At 32.8% G+C, this 20,258-nt stretch carries 26 protein-coding genes; 11 read left to right on the top strand and 15 right to left on the bottom strand.

Annotated elements, in window-relative coordinates; translation table 11 throughout:
• Positions 1 to 12: 12 nt before the first annotated feature.
• Positions 13 to 1,572: an ammonium transporter gene (locus NADRNF5_RS00890; protein ID WP_048114759.1), complete on the bottom strand. Its 1,560-nt coding sequence runs from the start codon at positions 1,570 to 1,572 to the stop codon at positions 13 to 15.
• A 127-nt stretch (positions 1,573 to 1,699) separates the two neighbouring features.
• Between NADRNF5_RS00890 and NADRNF5_RS00885 the strand changes: the two genes are divergently transcribed.
• From NADRNF5_RS00885 to NADRNF5_RS00870, 4 genes are all read left to right on the top strand, one after another.
• Positions 1,700 to 2,368, top strand: a complete 669-nt coding sequence (locus NADRNF5_RS00885) for a hypothetical protein (RefSeq protein WP_048114757.1) — start codon at positions 1,700 to 1,702, stop codon at positions 2,366 to 2,368.
• A gap of 61 nt (positions 2,369 to 2,429) precedes the next feature.
• A complete protein-coding gene (locus tag NADRNF5_RS00880) occupies positions 2,430 to 3,467 on the top strand; it encodes a V0D/AC39 family V-type ATPase subunit (RefSeq protein WP_048114755.1) in 1,038 nt (345 codons plus the stop codon).
• 10 nt (positions 3,468 to 3,477) lie between these two features.
• Positions 3,478 to 3,714, top strand: coding sequence for a hypothetical protein (locus tag NADRNF5_RS00875; protein WP_048114752.1), 237 nt, complete (start codon positions 3,478 to 3,480; stop codon positions 3,712 to 3,714).
• 33 nt (positions 3,715 to 3,747) lie between these two features.
• Positions 3,748 to 4,395 (top strand): hypothetical protein, encoded by a 648-nt coding sequence (locus NADRNF5_RS00870; RefSeq protein ID WP_048114751.1) that lies wholly within the window; start codon positions 3,748 to 3,750, stop codon positions 4,393 to 4,395.
• Positions 4,396 to 4,647: 252 nt separating this feature from the next.
• Here NADRNF5_RS00870 and NADRNF5_RS00865 read toward each other — a convergent pair whose 3' ends face one another.
• Positions 4,648 to 5,202 (bottom strand): hypothetical protein, encoded by a 555-nt coding sequence (locus tag NADRNF5_RS00865; RefSeq protein ID WP_048114749.1) that lies wholly within the window; start codon positions 5,200 to 5,202, stop codon positions 4,648 to 4,650.
• A gap of 71 nt (positions 5,203 to 5,273) precedes the next feature.
• Between NADRNF5_RS00865 and NADRNF5_RS00860 the strand changes: the two genes are divergently transcribed.
• On the top strand, positions 5,274 to 5,630 hold the full coding sequence (locus NADRNF5_RS00860) for a hypothetical protein (RefSeq protein WP_048114747.1): 357 nt from the start codon (positions 5,274 to 5,276) through the stop codon (positions 5,628 to 5,630).
• Here the strand turns inward: NADRNF5_RS00860 and pyrH are convergent, their stop codons facing one another.
• The 4 genes from pyrH to NADRNF5_RS00840 all read right to left on the bottom strand — a co-directional run bounded on the left by pyrH (position 5,631) and on the right by NADRNF5_RS00840 (position 8,588).
• Positions 5,631 to 6,314 (bottom strand): UMP kinase, encoded by a 684-nt coding sequence (gene pyrH / locus NADRNF5_RS00855; RefSeq protein ID WP_048114744.1) that lies wholly within the window; start codon positions 6,312 to 6,314, stop codon positions 5,631 to 5,633.
• Complete coding sequence (locus NADRNF5_RS00850; RefSeq protein WP_048114742.1) at positions 6,311 to 7,546, bottom strand: HD domain-containing protein; 1,236 nt, start codon at positions 7,544 to 7,546, stop codon at positions 6,311 to 6,313. The genes pyrH and NADRNF5_RS00850 overlap by 4 nt, the downstream gene beginning before the upstream one ends.
• Positions 7,543 to 8,124, bottom strand: a complete 582-nt coding sequence (gene tmk / locus NADRNF5_RS00845; RefSeq protein WP_048114740.1) for a dTMP kinase — start codon at positions 8,122 to 8,124, stop codon at positions 7,543 to 7,545. Before tmk ends, NADRNF5_RS00850 begins: the two co-directional genes overlap by 4 nt.
• A 161-nt stretch (positions 8,125 to 8,285) precedes the next feature.
• Positions 8,286 to 8,588, bottom strand: coding sequence for a hypothetical protein (locus tag NADRNF5_RS00840; protein ID WP_048114739.1), 303 nt, complete (start codon positions 8,586 to 8,588; stop codon positions 8,286 to 8,288).
• Positions 8,589 to 9,020: 432 nt separating this feature from the next.
• Between NADRNF5_RS00840 and NADRNF5_RS00835 the strand changes: the two genes are divergently transcribed.
• Together NADRNF5_RS00835 and NADRNF5_RS00830 are read left to right on the top strand one after the other, a co-directional pair.
• Positions 9,021 to 9,362 (top strand): winged helix-turn-helix domain-containing protein, encoded by a 342-nt coding sequence (locus NADRNF5_RS00835; RefSeq protein ID WP_048114738.1) that lies wholly within the window; start codon positions 9,021 to 9,023, stop codon positions 9,360 to 9,362.
• Between the two features lie 88 nt (positions 9,363 to 9,450).
• Positions 9,451 to 9,636 (top strand): hypothetical protein, encoded by a 186-nt coding sequence (locus NADRNF5_RS00830; RefSeq protein ID WP_048114736.1) that lies wholly within the window; start codon positions 9,451 to 9,453, stop codon positions 9,634 to 9,636.
• A 77-nt stretch (positions 9,637 to 9,713) separates the two neighbouring features.
• Here the strand turns inward: NADRNF5_RS00830 and NADRNF5_RS11215 are convergent, their stop codons facing one another.
• On the bottom strand, positions 9,714 to 9,860 hold the full coding sequence (locus NADRNF5_RS11215) for a hypothetical protein (RefSeq protein ID WP_192828335.1): 147 nt from the start codon (positions 9,858 to 9,860) through the stop codon (positions 9,714 to 9,716).
• 371 nt (positions 9,861 to 10,231) lie between these two features.
• On the opposite strand from NADRNF5_RS11215, the gene hsp14 reads away from it, so the two are divergent.
• Positions 10,232 to 10,624 (top strand): archaeal heat shock protein Hsp14, encoded by a 393-nt coding sequence (hsp14, locus tag NADRNF5_RS00825; RefSeq protein WP_048118634.1) that lies wholly within the window; start codon positions 10,232 to 10,234, stop codon positions 10,622 to 10,624.
• Here the strand turns inward: hsp14 and NADRNF5_RS00820 are convergent, their stop codons facing one another.
• The 7 genes from NADRNF5_RS00820 to NADRNF5_RS00790 all read right to left on the bottom strand — a co-directional run bounded on the left by NADRNF5_RS00820 (position 10,625) and on the right by NADRNF5_RS00790 (position 16,704).
• Positions 10,625 to 12,178: an ABC1 kinase family protein gene (locus NADRNF5_RS00820; protein ID WP_048114734.1), complete on the bottom strand. Its 1,554-nt coding sequence runs from the start codon at positions 12,176 to 12,178 to the stop codon at positions 10,625 to 10,627.
• 3 nt (positions 12,179 to 12,181) lie between these two features.
• Positions 12,182 to 12,562, bottom strand: coding sequence for a hypothetical protein (locus NADRNF5_RS00815; protein WP_048114732.1), 381 nt, complete (start codon positions 12,560 to 12,562; stop codon positions 12,182 to 12,184).
• A 244-nt stretch (positions 12,563 to 12,806) separates the two neighbouring features.
• Positions 12,807 to 12,995: a hypothetical protein gene (locus tag NADRNF5_RS00810; RefSeq protein WP_048114730.1), complete on the bottom strand. Its 189-nt coding sequence runs from the start codon at positions 12,993 to 12,995 to the stop codon at positions 12,807 to 12,809.
• Between the two features lie 188 nt (positions 12,996 to 13,183).
• Positions 13,184 to 13,504, bottom strand: a complete 321-nt coding sequence (locus tag NADRNF5_RS00805) for a hypothetical protein (RefSeq protein WP_048114727.1) — start codon at positions 13,502 to 13,504, stop codon at positions 13,184 to 13,186.
• 44 nt (positions 13,505 to 13,548) lie between these two features.
• A complete protein-coding gene (locus NADRNF5_RS00800; protein WP_048114725.1) occupies positions 13,549 to 14,850 on the bottom strand; it encodes a COG1361 S-layer family protein in 1,302 nt (433 codons plus the stop codon).
• Complete coding sequence (locus NADRNF5_RS00795; protein ID WP_237089372.1) at positions 14,850 to 15,440, bottom strand: ABC transporter ATP-binding protein; 591 nt, start codon at positions 15,438 to 15,440, stop codon at positions 14,850 to 14,852. The genes NADRNF5_RS00800 and NADRNF5_RS00795 overlap by 1 nt, the downstream gene beginning before the upstream one ends.
• Positions 15,441 to 15,546: 106 nt before the next feature.
• Positions 15,547 to 16,704, bottom strand: a complete 1,158-nt coding sequence (locus NADRNF5_RS00790; protein ID WP_048114716.1) for an FtsX-like permease family protein — start codon at positions 16,702 to 16,704, stop codon at positions 15,547 to 15,549.
• A 146-nt stretch (positions 16,705 to 16,850) separates the two neighbouring features.
• Between NADRNF5_RS00790 and NADRNF5_RS00785 the strand changes: the two genes are divergently transcribed.
• Together NADRNF5_RS00785 and NADRNF5_RS00780 are read left to right on the top strand one after the other, a co-directional pair.
• Positions 16,851 to 17,753, top strand: coding sequence for an AsnC family transcriptional regulator (locus tag NADRNF5_RS00785; RefSeq protein ID WP_048114714.1), 903 nt, complete (start codon positions 16,851 to 16,853; stop codon positions 17,751 to 17,753).
• Positions 17,754 to 17,778: 25 nt separating this feature from the next.
• On the top strand, positions 17,779 to 18,294 hold the full coding sequence (locus tag NADRNF5_RS00780) for an NUDIX hydrolase (protein WP_048114712.1): 516 nt from the start codon (positions 17,779 to 17,781) through the stop codon (positions 18,292 to 18,294).
• Here the strand turns inward: NADRNF5_RS00780 and NADRNF5_RS00775 are convergent, their stop codons facing one another.
• Positions 18,295 to 19,275, bottom strand: coding sequence for an AbrB/MazE/SpoVT family DNA-binding domain-containing protein (locus NADRNF5_RS00775; RefSeq protein WP_048114710.1), 981 nt, complete (start codon positions 19,273 to 19,275; stop codon positions 18,295 to 18,297).
• 65 nt (positions 19,276 to 19,340) lie between these two features.
• On the opposite strand from NADRNF5_RS00775, the gene NADRNF5_RS00770 reads away from it, so the two are divergent.
• The gene (locus NADRNF5_RS00770; protein WP_048114708.1) at positions 19,341 to 20,252 is read left to right on the top strand and encodes a pantoate kinase; all 912 of its coding nucleotides are present in this window, start codon (positions 19,341 to 19,343) and stop codon (positions 20,250 to 20,252) included.
• Positions 20,253 to 20,258 lie beyond the last annotated feature (6 nt).

The following is a 20,258-nucleotide window of genomic DNA, read 5'->3' as shown; positions in this document are numbered from 1 at the left end:
AAAGGGTTTTTCTTATTCGTTTACGTATGCTCTTTCGCCATGCTGTGCCAAATCGAGACCAATCTCCTCTTCTTTTGGAGTGACTCTGATTCCGCCAGGCCATACGGCATCCATTACTTTGAGGATTACAATAGTAACACCAAAGGCATAGCCTATTGATATTGCAGCACCGATGATGCTGATTGCTTGCTGTTCCATTCCTTCTGCAGTTCCGGTCCATGCACCGATACCGTCTCCAGTATCCCAAATGTGTGGACTAGCCAATGTACCAGTCAAAATTGCACCTGTAAGACCACCCATTCCGTGTACTCCCCATACATCTAATGCGTCGTCCCATTTGCGTGCACTCTTGAATGCAATTGCTGCATAACAAATTGTACCAGCTGCAATACCGATTATAATCGCAGCCATTGGACCTACCCAACCAGAGGCTGGTGTGATTGCTACCAATCCTGCTACTGCTCCTGATGCAGCTCCTACGACACTTGGTTTTCCTGTATGTGCCCAAGACATGAGCACCCAAGTGACTGCAGCCATACCAGTTGCTGTATTTGTAACAGTCCATGCGCTGACGGTAATGCCGTCTACCATAACTTCACTTCCTGCGTTGAAGCCAAACCATCCGAACCATAGAATTCCTGCGCCGAGGACTACCATTGGGATGTTGTGTGGCTCCATTGGAACTTTGCCATATCCAAGTCGTCTACCAAGGACTAAGGCTCCTGCCAATGCAGCGAATCCTGAAGATATGTGTACTACAGTACCACCAGCAAAGTCTAATGCATACGAAGGTGATAAGTCTGGATCAAGGTCTAGTGAACCTCCTCCTATGTATCCGCCTCCCCAGACCCAATGTGCTATTGGATCATAAACGAAGGTTCCCCATAAGAGTACGAATATGACTAATGCGCTGAATTTGATTCTGTCAATTAATCCACCAATGATTAGAACTGGTGTAATTATTGCAAATGTTGCTTGGAACATTGCAAATAGTTGGTGAGGTACTGTACCTGGCCAACCTTGACTACAATACTCGCCTTCCACCATTGCATTCATCTGGTAAGCGGCTGACCATGTGTCTCCACAAGGACCTACTTCACCTAATGGTGCGTATGGTGAAACCATGTTAAATCCGACATAATCGAGATTTCCCATAAACAAGTTTGCATCTGAATCAATTCCGCCAAATGCTAGTGAGTAACCCCATAGAACCCATTGTACTGACATTAGACCCATTACGATTAAGGTCATACCAAGTACGTTGACGATGTTCTTTGATCTGGCTAATCCGCCATAAAAGAAACCGACACCTGGGGACATGAAGAGTACTAATGAAGTTGCAGTTAGCATCCATGCTGTATCACCTGTATCTATTTTACAGGGCAACATGCTGCCATCTTCTTCATACCAACATTCGTTTGGGTTACCAGTGTAAATTCCACTGGTTCCCTTTACATATCCGTCCATACCATCTTCAACACTTTGTGCATATGCCTGTGACATAGCACCTGCTGCTGTGATAGATACTGCGGCTACAAGTAATAGAGCATACTTGTAGTTCCTAGAATTCATTAAATTTATCGAAATTGAAAATTATTTAAGCATTGGAGACTCGAAAGCCTTCAAAAAAGTAAATTATTATATTTTAGTATATTCTGATACTAACATAAAATATGAAAATCATGATAAGGGGAAGTAAATGAAGATTAAATCGAACACAAAACTAGCAATTTTTGACACTTTCAAGACAAAGGGCGACGATTTAACGGGGGAGGCTAATAGACAAAGAGCGATCATCACAATTCTTGGAAGTAATGTAAACCCTGCAGAAAGAACTCGAACAGGAATTTCTCAAAGAATTGCAAAAAAGCATGGGATTGCTTGGAAGAATATCTATTCAGGGATATTTCGAGATCTGGATGAAATTTTACTCCCTATGGGTATTGCAGAAGAAGACGGTCGACTGCCTCTAAAAAGAGGCCCTAAGGCACTCCAAGAAAAAGGAATTCCTTACTATCATTTAACAAAAAAAGGAATTTTGATAGCACTATCAATTAGTGAAAATAAGAATAGAGAGGAATTACTAAAACAGTTTTTTTCCAAGTCCGAATCTTCTGAAAAGGAATTTGAGAAAATTTTAACGAATCTTTTACTGACCAGTCCCAATTTTACATACTCTATTTTTCAGAAATATGTCAAGGCATTTTGTGATAATAAAATTGAAGAATTACTCCCTTTTGATCTCTCAAAATTAAGGAATATTTCAGATGAATCATTACTAATTCAAAAAGAGATTCTTTTGGCTTTTTCAAAACTCTCAAAACAAGAGAGAAATGATGCAATATTATTTCTAGATAAAATTACCTAGGGTTTGGTCTAGGAATAGATCGCCAAACATTAAAATCAGTTGCCTATTGAGATTGATCGAAATGGGCGGTTCAAAGAATGTCTATGCCTCTGTTAAAGCATACAGTAAAAGAGGAAAATTACTTTCAAAATCAGATTTTCAAACACTGGCTGAATCAAGGGATTTAGAAGAATTAGTCACCAGAATTAAAAATACAGTTTATGCAGATTCGGTAGCTGATATTCAAAAACCATACACTTCGCAAAAAATTGAATCTGCTCTCAGAAGCAAATTAGCAGATATTCACTATTCCATAGCAGTGACATCAGGAAAATCAGATGTTTTAGAAGCATATTACATGAAATTCATAATATCAAATCTCAAATTAATTCTAAAAGGAAAAGTTCTTGGAAAATCTCAGGAAGAGCTTGAAGCACATGTAAATCTACATGCTGAAGAACTAATCAAACAGAGAGACATTGTAATCAAAGCTTTAGTTGCAAAAGATTTGGAGGAGGCAGTAGCAAGCTTGAATTCAGTTCAGTTTGGTGAAGAAATTGCAAAGGCCGCAGCATTATACAATGAAAAAAAGAATGTACAAATCTTTGATACATATTTTGATAAAATTTTATATCAACACCTTGCTAGTTCAATGAAAAATTCTTCTGATAAAGAAGCAACCAAAATCATTTCAATGGATATTGATTTTTACAATATTTTGAGTGTGATTAGAGGAAAATTTTGGGGATTACAAGAAGAACAAATCCAAGATCTAATTATTGGTAATAGTCCATCTGTAAGAGAATTATTGGGAAGAATGATGTCAGCTGCAACTGTAAGAGATTCATTTAATGAATTGTCTGCTACAAAGTACAAAGATTTGGTACCTCAAGTAGAAAATGAATTAGATGCTATTGCAGAATTTGAAAGAGCTTTTGAGATGGCAATCTACAATTCATCACTTAGATCTTTTACAAAGATGTTTAGTTTTGGTACTATAGTCGGAATTACCAAATTGACTGCATTTGAGATTAGGAACCTAGCAGCTATCGCTTTTGCTGTTGAACAAAAAATACCAACTGAAACTACAATGTCAAAATTAATCCTAAAAGAAGAATAGGAAATTTAGTATGTTTAAGTTTCCAAAGAAAAAAAACGAAGTATCTATTGAGGTTTTAATTAGATTCATCTGGGTTAGTTTACTTTTAGCCATAATTTTTGCCATTCCACCACTAGCACTTTTCTTGGGAATTTACCATTTTACAGGAGAATTAATCATAGGCGCAGTAATCGGTTTTGGTATTCATTTTGTGATTTTGGCATTTTCAGGAAGAATTTCAAAGTTCATTACTAAGATCATTAGTTAAAGTAAAAGGGAACATCAGGGAGAGTCAATCATCATGATGGGAGATCGAGATTATAGAAAAATTATCCAAAGTGCCGTAGGATCCATAGGCAAAGAATTAGAGATTCAAATTGATTCAAAAGATATTCAAACCATTCATCTTCACGAGGTAGTTCAATGTCTCAGACGTTCCTATTATGACAGAGTAGATCCTCAAGAGATTGAAAGACGAGGATTCAATGAGCTTCTATCAGGATTACTCAGAAAACTTGAGTACGGAAGTGAGCCTAAAGAATTTGCAGTTGATGATATAAAATTGAAAGGTCAAGTCGACATGGTAGTTGATGACACTATTCTTTTGTTTAGACCAGCCTCAACTGAATTAGAAAATCCTCTAGCAAATGATGTTTTGTATCTTAATGCATGTATGTGGATATATGACAAAGACGATGGAATCGTGGTGTATATTTCAGGCGATAGAAAAGAAACAACATTCTCTCTTACACGAAATAAAAAAATGTTTGAGGAAATAATTAGAAGAGTCAGAGTTCTAAATGATCTTCTAAAAGAGCAGAAATTGCCCATCCTAGAGCCATCTACTGAATGCTCTGAATGCCAATATTATGAAAGATGCTACATGAAAAAGAAGAATTCCAAACAGGTATCTCTAGCTGAGATGTTAGGAATGGGCGACAAAGATTAGTTACTTAAATTAAAAATATTGTAAAGGAAAAATTCCTTTTGGTTAATCGAGTGGTTCTGGATGTCCTTTACCACGAAGAGCGAAACACACTACTGCTAGTGCAATTGCGACTCCTGCTGCTGCGCCAAATGCGGCCATACCTGCTTCTGCCATTTGATAAAAAACCACTCTACGAGCTTTTATAACTTTGCCAATAATTTTTCTCTAAAAACAAAATATCATAATTTTTGAATTTTATGATACAATACAGGTTTATTTTGTAAATTCAAAATTAAGTTGATTCTCTTGACCGCTAGTCATTGAGCTAAGATTGTAATAGACAGTACCAGAAACTTTCCACGTATTTGTGCCATCCTCAAAGTCTTTCCATAGTTCCGGAGTGTTGCCAGTGTTTTTCAGAGTTATTTTATCTCTAAGTACAATAGAATTTTCTCCAAGAAGAGTATAATAATTTGAACCAAATTCTACCATTCCCTCTGGCCTGCTACCAATTTCACCACCTGAAATTTGCTCATTTTCAGAATATCCTGTTTCAAATAATTGATAATCCATGGTTTGAACTATTACAGATCGGGGATTGGGATTTGAAATTTTAAATTCAATTTCAATTGTTGCAGTACGCTCTGAAATTTTTAAAACTGAAATATCTTCTAATTCTACTTCTAGAGGTTTTACCAGCTGGATTTGGGTATTAGTAGAAGAGTTCTCTGAAGATGAAACTTGCATTGTGGGTCCTACTAAAAGAATGCTACCTAATATCGCTGCAAGTGCTGCAACAGCAATACCAACAAAGATTTTAGGATTCATTATTTTTCTATTTCCTCTTCATATCTTAAATGTTGAGATAGTTATTATACCATTGGAGACAGAAAAAAATAATGCAGTATTTTCAAGCAGTTCAACAAGGAAAACTAAGGGCAAGTAAATCACAAATGAAGATGTTTGATGTAGCTGGATTTGCAATGCTAACATTAACTACCAAAAAAATTGATGGAAAATTTCATCCTGTAGGGGAGGAGGAATTTACAGCAGTAATCAATTCTCCAGATGGACATGTAGCAGTAATCGTAGACAAGGATGGATTTACAAAGGCTCAATCAAAGGCTGTAGAAAAAGAAGAAGCATTATCAATCTACAAAAAACTTCGAGATACTGGAATTGAAGAATATCCGGAAAAAGAGATTCAGATTTGGTCTGAAACAAGACCAACCATTCAAAACCAGATAACTGAGTAATTATTTTGAACTAAGAATAATTTCTGTGCCTATATTTCCACCTTTAATGGCATTTTCAATATTTTTTGGAGTTGCTTTTAGTATTCTTGTTTTAATTTTGGAGCGCTCTATAATTTTCAGAGCTACAATATCCATCAAATCATATCCTCCAGCAACTGAATCCTCATGAACAAGCATATTTTTCAAATTCTTGAGATCAATACGTCGGAATTTTTTTGCATTTTTGAATTTATTTGGATCCTTGTCATATACACCATCAACATCAGTTGCATTGAGAAATTGCTCTGCCTGTACTTTTTCGGCAATCAAAGCTGCAGTACCATTAGTACTTTGACCAGGATGTAAGCCACCAGCAACTACAATTAATCCATCATCTACAGCATGTCTGACTTCTTGTAAAGTGGTTGGGGGATGAGAATATGCTTTATTTTTCAGAGCATAAATCAACAACTTTGCATTAAGCCTTGAAATTTCGATTCCTAGTTCATCAAGAGTTGATTCATCAGCACCTGAAGATCTTGCATGAGAAATATAGTGTCGTGCAATATTTCCCCCTCCAGCAATTACTATAGGCTGACAAGTCTTGCTAATTTTTACTAGAAATTCTGCATAATCCTTTAGCACTTTGGCATTATCTATGCCAAAAATCTTTCCAGACAATTTGATTACAATTCTTTTTTTCATTTTAGATCACCAAGAATTGATTTTGCGGCAATTTCAACTTTCTTTCTGTTCTTGTCATGAGTATAAATTCTAAGGATATTCATAAAGCCTGAAATCGCAGAAACAACTGGAATTTTAGAAATTGGCATCACATTAGCAGACGATTTTCCATTCTCATTTGAAATCAGAATTATAGATTTTGACTCATTTTTGGATGGTGCAAGAGGAATTGACGGAGTTACGGAACTATCAACAAAAATTTCATTTTCCTGGACTTTGGATTTTTTAGAAATTTCAGTTCTAAGTTCATCAGTTCTTGTTTTTTTGAGATTTGTTTGACTGGTCAAAATTCTCTCAAACACACATTTTAGCAATTTTCGATCTTGATAGTCTTGAGCAAATTGTCTAGCACGTCTTAATTTTGTAGATTTTGATGAAATTAGAGTAGATAAGACATACTCATCTGTAAGGTTAACAAATTCATCTAGATTAAAAGTTGTAAAACCATATTCATCATCAGATAATCTTAAGGCTTCAAGCAACATTACTTCTGCTGCTCTTACAGTTTTATGAAAATATACAGCCTTGAACATTTGATATCTTGAGTGCATCATAGATTCAAAGGAATATAGCGCTGAACGTTCTAGAGCTAATTTTTTTTTATGTACATCAAGGGATTGTGTAATTCTTTTATGATCAATTTTTGCATGTTCTGCCCCAGTAAAATAACCATCCCGAAGTAAATAATCCATCATGTCTGCACTAAGTGCACCTGATACAATTTCGTTTAAATATTGAAATTTAGAATCTCCAAATGCAATTTTAGTGACAAGTTTTTTGTCATAACCGTTTTTTGATAAGATATCACCAATTTCAGATTTTAGAATTATTTCTTTGCCAAAATCTTCATGAGAAATTTTTCTTTCCTGAATAATTTCCTCAAAAAGATGAGAGAATGGACCATGTCCTATATCATGCAATAGTCCAGATAATCTAAGAATTTCAATGTCATCTGATTTCAAAATCTCTTTTTCATTTAGTGCATTGCCTGCTTGACTTGCAATATGCATTACACCCAATGAGTGCTCAAATCTTGTGTGCTGAGCTGCAGGGTATGTCAAATGAGCACCTGATAGTTGCCTTATTCGTCTTAATCTTTGAAAAATTGGATTGTCAATTATTGATAATTCATGATCATATACACGAATAAAATCATGAATAGGATCAATTATGTCTGAATAATTTTTTTTCATAATCCTATTTTCTTTGAAAATGTTTTCATAATTTCTTCATGTACTTCTTGTTTAGATTTTGAAGCGTCTATTATTTTCCATTTTTTTTTCTTTGCGGTAGTTCTATAGATTTTAGAAATTTTTTGCAAGAATTCTTCATTTTTTTCAAATTTGTCACGGTTGGTTTTTTGCCTATGAAATGATTCTTTTTGAGATACATCAAGCAAAATTACTAGATCAGCTTTTGGCAGACCTGCATCAAGTTTCTCAAGCCATTTTGGTTTCAAACCATTTGCTATACCATAAATCAAATTAGAATGATAATAGCGATTCATGATTAAAATAGAATTTTTTTCTTGTGCTGCTATGATTTTATTGAGTTTTTCCCATCTATTTGCTGCTAACAGACAATGAATTACTTGCGGAGGAAATTTTCTTTTTCCATCCAAATATTTTCTTATTTCTTGTCCTATTGGTGTTTTATAATCTGGAAAATGAAATAGTTTAGTTTTGATCTTTCTTTTTTTTAGCGCTTTCTCTAATAGTGTTGATTGAGTTAGCTTTCCTGCCTGATCTCCACCTTCTATTACAATAATCATAAGTTATCAAAACAGAGAAATTAATTGATTAAAAATCTATCAAGATATAGACTACGTTCATGTGTGTAAATGATCATTAGATCCTATTTCATGGGGATTTAGCCATCATTTTGGGGATGAAAATGGGAGTAGTTAGATGTGAAATTAGAAAAATGATTGTATCAATGAGACAATACTGATAAAATTGGCATCGCATCCCATTGGTGCAAGTAATAATTCAATACACCGGAACAAATGTTCTCATATTTTTTGAAAAATTCCTTTGCTTCATTTTCTGTTGCCTCAAATACTGCCATTGATGATTGTTCATTATCAAATGCACCAGACCACATTATTCTTCCCTTTGATTGCCATTCATCCACAAGTGCTGTGATTTGTGGTGCAATCATTTGCAAGTCTAGAGACGTTGTATCTTTTTTGACATTGCTTACAAGTACCCAAGGTTTTGTTTCTTCTTGACTCATAACCAATATCTTAAAAATTTTGTTTTAAACATAATGATGAATTTATTATTCTAAAACAATGGTGTGAAATAAAAATCTAAAAATTATTACATAGTTTATGATTATAGAATATTTTTGTATAATATTAGGCATCTATAATAATTTGACAATAACAAATCATAGTGATCTTGAATGTTTGGTCTGTCATTCCTTTACAAGGCATTACAAGTTCAAAAAGCATTGGAAGAATTGGTACATTATAGTTATTCATCCTGACCGACCAGGAAGTATTTCTATTGGCATTATTGGTTCAACAACCAATTTTCCAATGTTTTCTATCAAAATAAAAAAATATTTGATACGTATGGTACATCAAAAATTGTTTTAATTTCATATTCCAGACTTTTATAATCAGTAGATTTCTTAAATTATAGATTACACAATAATTCTCACATGACTACAAAACTCAAACCATCACTCATAGAAAAATACGATATTTCTCATAAAATGTTAAATGAGCTTGCTCATTTAGAATCAAGACACATCCTATTTTCAATAATTAAAGAGCCAAAATCAATTTTAGAAATTTCTAAAGAAATGAAAATCCCACTCAGTTCAGCATACAAACAAATCCAAAGTCTCAAAGACTGCTCTTTAATTACAGAAAAAAAGGACTTTACAGAATCGGGACACATTACAACATTTTATCAGAGTTTAATCAAAGATGTTAAAATCAGTATTACAAAATTTGAGCCTTCAATTTCATTTACAAAAAACGAGATTACAAGAAAATGAGCAAACAAGCATCTCTGAAAATCTGTGTTTTGTGTGCAGGTGTTTATACCACATACCCATTAACAAAATCAAAAAATTGCTGCCCTAAATGCAAAGGACTCTTGGTTCCATAGAATTGGCTTGTAGAGGAATTTGTGAAAGATATAGATCAGAAAATAAAAGATATGGTTACGGAGTAAAAAGATGTACCTCTTGTGATGCATATTTAGAATATGGTGGAATACAATGTCCTTGTTGTAGAACACATCTGCGTGCAAAGAGAAAGAGCAAATAATTTTTGGATTTTATTAAATTGAATTTATTAAAAAATAATCAAGAGATACTATTTTTATTGCTCAGAGACAAAGTAGTTTAATTTTTGAGGGATTTTTTCAAAGTTTCATTGATTACTTTAGAAAAACTTACAGACGCAGAAGAATCTTTGATTTGTTTTGCCTGTATGATTCGAAGTTTTTTTAAGATATCATCTTCAAGAACAACAGTAACTCTTTTCCCCATAATGAAAATTGTATTTTGGTCTTTTATACCGTCGGTGTTTTCTAGATTGGAACTTAAGACCAGCAACGATTAGTTGTTTGGTGACAGTTCCGATTGAATTTATTTTGAAAAAATAGTATTTAGATCATACTGAGCATTTCTACTATTTTCTTTTAAGCCAAATTTCTAAAATGAATAATGGTATTCTTACAAAAGTCATTTACAAGTTTACCGTCGTCCAAGGATTGGGCAAGTTTGGCCCAATCTTTTATTATCTAAATCCATCAAGGCTAAACGATTTATTAGAATTAATCAAAATTCTACCTAATTGTTTATGAAAACACTCGATAAATTACAAGGTTTATAACCAAAAATTGAGCATATATCTCAAAATGGGATTAGTAAAATCTATGGCAAATGAAATGATGAAGGAAATTGGAAACAAATCAAGAGAATTTTATGAATTTGTTTTACCTCCTGTAGATATGCATCTTGATGACGATAAATTAACAGTGGTAATAGATATTCCAGGATTCGAAAAAAAGGATATCAAATTATCTATTAATGCAAATATTCTGTCAATTCAGGCATGCAAAGAAATTCCTGAACAAAATAAGCACAGCATTATTTGTAATCAAAGACCAAACATAATTGATAAAAAAATAAGATTACCAATTGAATTAAAAAAAGGAGAAGAGTCAGTCAATTCTGCAAAATACGAACAAGGAGTTTTGACAATCATTATCCCTGTTCAAAAACATGGAAAAGATATCAAAATAGAATAGTTATCGCTTTCTAAAAATTGTAAATAAACTCATTATAATTAGTGATCCAATCATTCCAGTAATTCCAATTGATTCATTTGTGGTATACAAAAAAGAAGAGCCAATAAAAATTGCCGCCGAAAGAATACTTCCAGAGAGTAAAACATTTGATTTAGGTTTTGCATTTAGGAGATTCAAGGATCTATTTTCATCGAGGAATTTTTTGAGCTCAGGAGCTATAGAAATTGTGGCATCAATTGATTTTGCGAATCTGTCAAACGAACGTTTGATTTCTTCAATGTATGCATCTTTAATTAGACTCTCTTCTTCTAAAATTTCTCTTACAATTTTTACAAATCTGAAATTAACTTTGTGTGTTTTGTAAATTCCTTCAATAATTGATGCCATTCTCATGTACAAAGCCAAATTTTTTGGAAGAATGAAAGGGAATTTACTCATAGTTTTGTTTGCAAGCTCCATTAGACTTTCCACTTCCATTTCATCAGGTTTTTTTCCATGCATTGCACGAACAGTAAGTTCTATTCCTTTTTCAATGACTGACCGATTAAAATCGGGAGTGAGCATTCCAAGATCATTCATTGCATTTACAGTTCTAGGGGGGTCTTTCTCAACTAATGCAAGATATAGTCGAATCAATCTTAATCTAGTTTCATTATCTAGCCTGCCTACCATTCCATAGTCATACAAAATCAATTTACCATCATCAGTGACTGAAATGTTTCCTGGATGAGGATCAGCGTGAAATATGGAGTGCTTAAGAAGCATAGTAAAGAATACCTTATGTACATCAATTACGAGTTTTTGCCTATCAATTCCCTTCTCATTTAGGGCTTCAATATTAGTAATTTTGATTCCTGGAAGATATTCCATTGTAAGGATATTTTTTGATGAATAGTCATCATATACTGAAGGAACTACAACTTTGCTGTTATCTCCTAAATCACGTTTAATTTTTTTGAGATTTGCTGATTCATTGGTATAATCCATTTCTTCATGAATTGTCTCAATAAACTGAGAAAGCATAGCTTTTGCAGAATAACGCAAATTGGGATCAACAAATCTCATTGCTAATGGAAGAATTTTTTTTAATACTTTGATATCTTCTGCGACAATTTTTTCAATTCCAGGTCTTTTTACTTTAATTACAATTTGTTTACCAGAAATTGAACCTCGATATACCTGCCCTAATGATGCACCAGAAATTGAATTAGGATCTATTTGATCAAATTTCTTTTCAATTGGACCAAGATCTTTTTCAATAATTGATTTTGCCTGATCAAATGGAGCAGATGGAACACTGTCCTGAAGTTTCGATAATTCTTCTAAATATGGCTGAGGTAAAATATCTGCTCTAGAAGAAAGCCACTGTCCTAATTTTATGTAGACAGGTCCTAATGAGATAAATGTTGCAAGTACCTTTCGTGCATTCTTTCTAAATTGTTCTAAATCTATTTCATTGCCTTCATGATGAATCCATTTTTTTCGATCTTTACGTAATGCAAGTATTGATGGTAAAAGTTTGATTAAGACTTGGATTGTTCTTGCAGCGGTCATTATTTACTCCACATATTTTTTAATTTTTTTAGTTGCTGCATATCCCAGATATCCAGTAATTATTGATGAAAGCAATCCTGTTGTAATTGATTTCTTTTTTGAATTTGTGTTTAGTTTTTTTGTAATTTGTGAGCCGCCATAAATTGCACATGCTAACCCGATTAAGATTTCTGGTGCATCATGAATTAAGTGTCCTACTGGATCTTTTCTTGGATCAATTTTATCAGTATGAACTAAAAATTTTTCATCATATTCTCTAATGTGTAAATTACCATAACGATATTGTTTGTTGGCACCATTTTTTTGTCCAAGGAATGTCTCTTCTGCTCCTTCTAGCATGAATTCTCGCAATTCCTTTGGGACTTCAATCTCATCCCCAGGCATATTCGCAAGATCTAGTAATTGCTTATAATCTTACGGTCTTGAAAGTGCTTCAACCTAAGACCAAAAACGAATTGTACTTTGGTGACGGTTAGATTAAATTTTGTAAAATTGTATTTAGGGATCACTGATAATTTCTACGAGGGTCTTATATTCAAATTAAATTGATTTGTATCAAATAGATAGGATGGAGGCTTTTTCCCGAAAAGAGACCTTACACCATCTATTGATTTTTGATAATGTAATCTTAAGAGTTTAATCTATCTTTCGTAAACATAATAAAACTAATTGAGAAAAATACTAACATCGCAATGCCTGTAACATATGCATAGTTTAGCACTTCATCAGGATGAACTTCTTGATGATAATTATTTATTAAAAAAGTAATTACAAGTAAAACGGCCCCAATTATTGATAATTTTTGATGAGTCTCCATTAAGAAAAATATTCTTTGTAACTATATGAATTAAGAAAATTTCATTATTAATCAAAGAAGAGGTGTTGTGATAAATCCAACCACACTACCTACTAGAAATAGAAAAATGCCCCTTGCCATACCCAAATGAGTTTTCTTTAGATTTGATATAATTATGATGTATATTTCCCAAAAATGGAATCAATATTTTAGGTTGTAGGCTCTATTTGAGACAATCTTTCAATAACTCTTTCAAGTTCTGCTTTATTTTCTTCAATTACACGCTTTGCTACATCAATTTCTTTACGAATCTGATCTAGAGAAGAATCATCGGAACTTTTAATCTGTTTTTCTAAATCTTCTAGAATTTGTTGATTGTTTTGATTAATTTTTTCCAATTCGATTTTGTAATTTTCTAATTTCTTATATTGATCAGAGATTTCAACATATTCCTGGTTTGTCAAACCTACAAGAATTACGATACTACCTATTGCAACAGCTGCAATTAAAACAGCAATACTTAATCTCATTTTGAACTGACCTTAATTCTCCCAGTATAATTAAAAATTAATCTCTAACTAGCCTCAATTTTGGCCTTTTTACGCCTACGAATCACATAGATTCCAGCACCAATTACTAAAGCGATTGGAATAATTATCATTGTAAAGTCAGGACCATCTTCATCATTTGTTGGTTCTTTTACAAAGATGGTTGCATCATGTGTTAGAAAGATCTCATCTCTTGTACTGTCTTTGTATCTTACAGTAATTGTAATGTCATGTTCACCATATTTTGGTTCACCATCAAATTCTATTGGAACATTAAATGGGACAGGTGCATCAACCTCAATTTCATCAATAAATTGAGTATTAGAAACTATATTTGAATCACCACGAGGTTCAACAGTTACAAATCCAAACAGTCCATCCTGATTTCCTTCATTAATTATTTCTCCAACTACCATTTGGGTTCCAGATAATTCAATTACTTCTACATTGAAAACTGTAAGATCAATTAATCCTTTAATGTAAAAATCAACAATTTTTGAGATCTGTTTTAAATCCCCATGTGGATTATAGTATGAAATTGACAAAGGAATTCTTAAGGTATCGCCTTTTAGTCCCTCAGGAACATACACAGTTGCAGTAAGATATTTTGAGGTCTTTGGATTAATTTGTCCAACATCCCAGTTTGATTCAAGAATAACTACGTTTTCTACATTTGTAGTAGATGATGATGTTGATGCAAGCTCAGTTTGTGTATTAGTTGCAACAATATCAACACCAGAGATTGGAGCGCTTCCATCATTAGAAATTTCAATTGAAACATTGTTAGTTTTTAGAGAAGTAAGAAATGGTTCTTGTGCCTTAACATTGATTACACTATCACCTGTGATTTTAAAATTAAAATCAGCAAAAGCAGTTCTTACTCCCGACTCACGTAATCTAGAGTAATCAACTTTAGCAGTTCCAGGGTACTGCTGAATTTTTACATTTTTATCAATATTTACAAAAAATGTAAGATGAAAGTTTTCGCCAGCTAAAGAATTAGAATCACTGTCAGCAAAAATAATTGAGCCTGGACCATCAGATGCTGAGAATCCTAATGGTAGTGATAATTGCCCACGAATGCCTGTAATATCTTGTGTCCCGACATTTGCAAACACTACTGTAAATGGCACATTACTGTCACCTCCATCAATTTCGATTTTTTCGTTAATTGTACCAAAATAAGCATCTAAAAATTTGACATCACCATAGTCTCGCTCAAATGGAGAATCACCAAATCCTCCGGATTTTATTTGAGCAAAAGAGTTTTCAAAAACAAATGGCATCAATCCGATTACAAATAAGATAAACAATATTTTTGGAATCATTATGCAATAACCTTCATTTCTGATGGTTGATCACCTTCAAATGCTCTACCATCTTTGATAGTAATTACCTTGTCAACATCACCAAAATGTTGTCTGTCGTGAGTAACTATAATGAATGTTTGATTGAGTTTTTTTGCCATTGATTTCATTAATTGAACAATAGTTTCTGAAGTGACAGAGTCAAGATTGCCAGTTGGTTCATCAGCTAAAACTATTGAAGGTTTGTTGATTAATCCTCTGGCTATTGCTACTCTTTGAGCTTGTCCACCAGAAATTTTATTTGCCCGTTTATTAGTTTGATCTTCTAATCCTACTGCTTTTAGTAAATCTCTTGCATCATTTTCTGCGGTGTGATTTGTTCCTGCAATTTGTCTTGGCAGTAAAATATTTTCTAAGACAGAAAGATCAGTTAACAAATTTGAAAATTGAAAAATAAATCCCAATTTTTTATTTCTAAATGATGAAATGTTGTTGTCATCAAGTGTTGTAGTATCAACTCCATCAATGAAAATTTTTCCATTTGTAGGACGATCTAATAATCCAATCATGTTAAGCAGTGTAGATTTACCTGATCCAGAACTTCCAACAATGAGGACAATTTCTCCTTGTTCTATTGAAAATGAAACATTATCTAGTGCTTTGACTTTATTATCGCCCTCACCATAAATTTTGGATAGATTAGTAATTTCTAATACCTTAGACAGTTCTCATCGCCTCCACTGGTAACAATTTAGTCGCTCTATACGATGGATACAGTGATGCAATAATTGCCAAAATAAATGAAGTTAAGGCTGTTTGAATGATTTTTTCCCAATTATATGATACTTCGAGTGGTAGACTGTTGTTAAATGACATTTTTGTTTCCTTTGCATAAAATGTATATCCCAATCCTGCTGCAGTTCCAACTCCAGCACCTATTGCTCCAATTATCATTCCTTGAAAAATAAAAATTATGAGGATGTCTTTTCTTTTTGCTCCAATTGCTCTCATAACACCAATTTCTCTTGTTTTACCATTTACTAGCATCATCTGAATTGTAACGATTGCAAACGCTGATGACATCATTCCAAAATACCCAATCATGTTAATCATTGCAATACCTGATCTAAAACCAGCTAGTTGTTGTTCTGCTGATTCTTCAATTGTTTCTGCAATGAAATCGTCGTTTGGAAATGATCGTAAAAAGAATTCTTTCACTTCAAATGCCTTTGATGGATCATTTAGTTTTACTATTAATGATCCTGAATCACCCTGTCTATTCATCATATCACGTAAAGTATCAATATGCACAACAGCAGTATAATCAAATCCCTGACCTCCAGGTGACTCTGCAATTCCAGAAACAGTAAATCTTCTAATTTGATCTTGGCCGTATCTATCAACTACAAGAACTTTAACACTATCTCCAACTTGAGCTCCACCAAGATCTCTTGCAACATTTGAACCTAACACAATAGAATTTCTAGAGAAAACATAGGAACCATCTTTTACAGTTTGAGCAACTGTAGATGCAAGAATATCTCTAAATGGATCAACTCCAACAATAGGAACTCTAGTTTCTTCAATTAATTTTCCATTTTTTGTCATATTCATTTCTGCCGTCGATGAAAGCCGCGGAGTTGCAGCCTCAACATATGGAATTCGCTCAAACCAATTTACAAGAGATAGATCAGATTTATCTATAAAATCTGCATCATCTGTAACAAGAATATCACCATTTCGATAATCGCTGATATCCCTAACTATAGCATCAAAGAGTCCCTGAAAAATTACAAAGTTTACATGAATTACTAAAATTCCAATGGTTACTGCCAATACAGCCCCTATCAGACTGCCCTTTTTGTTGAAAAGCATTCTTTTTGCTAATCGTAGCCTATATTCCACAAAACCAATGGAATAGTCTAATATTTAATATATATGATGTATAGTGCTAACATTATAGACAGTTTTATATCATATTAGTTGGTTACATGTTTTATTGAGAGAGTCTAGGTGATATAATGGACAATTTAGATATGAAAATTCTAAGCAGTTTACTCAATAATTGCAGAGAATCAGATAGGCAAATTGGAATTGATCTGGGTATTTCTGGGGGAGCAGTGCGTGCTAGAATTAAAAAAATGGAGGAAAAGAAGATCATAGAAGAATTTTTCATTAAAGTTGAACCTCCAGTATTGGGATATGGGGTTTTGTACGTTGTTGTGTCAGGGGAGGACATTGATGAAATTTTAGGGCAGATCAGTCTTGTAGGTGAACCGTTTTTTGTTGTACCATGTGTAGGTGGAATCACTGTTTGTAGTATTGTAGTAAAAGAGAATATGAAACAAAAAATTCAGCTTGCAAATAAATTGATGAAAGATGTCAGAGTTTTATCAATTTTTGAAGCTGAGAATCCAGGTTTTAATGCAAATCTTACAAAGACAGATTTAGAAATTCTAGAAGAATTAATCAAAGATCCTAGATCAAGAATTGAAAAAATTGCAGAAAACACAAATTTATCAACAAAAACAATTACAAGATGCATTGATAAATTACAAGAAAATGAGGGTGTTCAATTTACAATAATTTATGACCCTACAAAAATTGAAAATTATATTCCTCATGCAATACTTACATGGATAAATGGAGATCTTAAACAAACATTACAGAAAATGAATAAAGTATTTTCCAAATCATATTTACAAATTCCATTTATTGCTAAAAATCAAATTGTTTTGTTTATGTATAGTGATAATATTTTCAAAATGGATGAAATAACACAAAAGGTCAGATCAGTACAAAATGTAAAATCAGCAGATTTATTCATTCCAAAAAGAATTTCATTTCATATTCAATGGTTAGAAAAAGCTATTAAAGATTTTAAGAAATCAACTAAATTACATCTAGCTTATCAAACAAATTAAATAATAATAAATTCTAAGATTCAGAATGAAGAAAAAGAAGATCTATGAAGGAAAAATTTTAGGTCTAAGTGTTTATGATGGAAAAATAGAAGGTAGAAAAGTCAAACGTGAAATGATAGAGCATCGAGGTGCTGCAGCAATGCTTGCATTTGATGAAGAAAAAAATGTAATTCTTGTCAAACAACACAGATTTCCCCATGGATATGTTCTAGAAATTCCTGCAGGAACATTAGAAAAAAGAGAAGAGCCAATAAAATGTGCCTTCAGAGAATTAGAAGAAGAGACAGGGTATAGAGCAAAAAAGATGACTCCTCTTTTAACATACTATCCTTCAATTGGCTATAATACGGAGGTAATTCACTGTTTTGTAGCCTCAGGATTGAAGAAAATTGCAGATTTGAAGCTAGATGATGACGAGATTTTATCTGTTGTAAAAATGGATTTAAAGAAATTATTAAAATTAATCAAAACTGGAAAAATTCAAGATTCAAAAACAATATGTGCTGTCTTGACATATGCTGCTAAAAAGAAACTTTACTAATTATTTATTGTAAATTGGTTTTACTAGATCTGCAACATCGGCCCAAGATTGTGCAATCTTTTCATACATGTATACTAAATCAAGAAATTCAATTGGAATTTGCTTTTTATTTCCTAATGTAGTTCTTAATCTACTAAGATTTTCTTCGTACTTTTTGTGTAATGATATTGCTTCGATGGCTAAGAGTCTATCAGGCTTTGTAAATGCATCAATTGATTTTTCTGCAAATATACCAAAATCTTTTACAATATCAAAAATCTTTTTTGAGTGTTCTTCTGATAAAGATGAATTGTATATAAAATTTGAAAGCTCAACAATAGAATCTCCTGCATTTTCAAGAAGATTAGCTGCGACTCTATAATCAAGAACATCAATATTTTCTAAATTAAATATATTAGCTAATTTTTTATCAACAAGTGCACTGCGAATTAAGCGAACCAGTAAAAAATATTGGCGATTTACCTCAACATCACGTTTTGATAGTGTTTCCAAATTAGATTTATCTTCTAAAATTAATCCTTTTGATGCATCATCATACATCCCAAGTGCAATTGAGCTCATTCTTTTTAGAATTTTTTGAGGATCAAGAGTAGTTGCATCCAAAAGAAATTGCATATCTATATGAGATGCATCTTCTTCAATAATTTCCATCCCTACTAATCTTCTCATTGAATTTCGTATCTTTTCTCTATCTTCTCCGGGTATACTAGATTTAGAAACAATCTTGAATACATCATATCCTAAAAGGTAAGCTCCTGTGATGTCTGCTACAATGTTTTCTTCTTTTGGTAAGGGATATGAAATTACTAGTTCTTTTGTTCGACGTGATTCTTTGTTAAGAGAAATTGATATACTATCATGGCCTGTTTCGAGTTCAACTTGACTGGTTTTGTCTAGATTATTTTCATCTACCCATTCTTTTGGTAGTGATACTAGAATTGTACTTCCAATCTTTTGTAGGCGTCGAATGAATTTAGTCAATTTATATTAATTTAATTAATTTAAAGCATATTCTTATATTTTGTGCAAAATTTAAACTTAGATCAATGGAGGCTAAGGCATTTTGTCCCGCTCATATTACAGGTTTTTTTACAGCACACTTAGAGGATCCTCATCAGGATTTAGAGAATCTAGGGTCTATGGGTGCAGGATTTTCAATTAAACAGGGAGTAACTACCAGAGTAAAAATTGATACAAAAAATAATCAGCAATCACATTTTTCTATTTCAACTAAAGGACATCAATCTGACAAAACAGATGTGTCAGAGTATGTGTTAAATGAATTCCTAAAGCTTGGAGACTTTTCTGATAAATTTTTTGATATTGAACATGAAATATTGATTCCTGTAGGATATGGTTTAGGTTCTAGTAGCGCTGTTGCTTTATCGCTATCGTATGCATTGGATCAAGCCCTTAATACTAAATTAGATAAAATACGAATTGGACAAATAGCACATAATGCTGAAGTAAATTGTAAAACTGGATTAGGAGATGTTTTAGCATCATATCATGGTGGTTTTGAAATTCGTGTTAAACCTGGAGCACCCGGAATTGGAAGTGTTGAAAAAATTATTACAGATAAAATTGTAATTATGATGATATGTTTCTCTCCAATTTCTACAAATAAATTCATCAAAGAGCGCTTATCTCAAATCAATGGTCTTGGTGGAAAAATGGTAAACAGATTACTAGAATCAAAAAACTATGAACATTTTCAAGATATGTCTTTAGAATTTGCAAAATATGTGGATGTTATGACTCCAAGAATGCAAAAATTAGTTGATGAGTTATCTCAGAAGAATATAAAATGTGGAATAGCATTATTTGGTGAAACAGTTTTTTCAATGATTCCTAAAGGAAAAGAAAATGATGTTTTGGAGATTTTACAAAAATATCCAGAGGGATTGATTATTAAATCAGAGTTAGATAATCAAGGAGCACGAGTTCTTTTTAATTAATGGAAA

Origin of the sequence: Nitrosopumilus adriaticus, assembly GCF_000956175.1 — an archaeon.
GTDB lineage: Archaea > Thermoproteota > Nitrososphaeria > Nitrososphaerales > Nitrosopumilaceae > Nitrosopumilus > Nitrosopumilus adriaticus.
The sequence above is the reverse complement of the archived record's forward strand: the minus strand, read 5'-3'. Positions and strand labels throughout refer to the sequence as shown.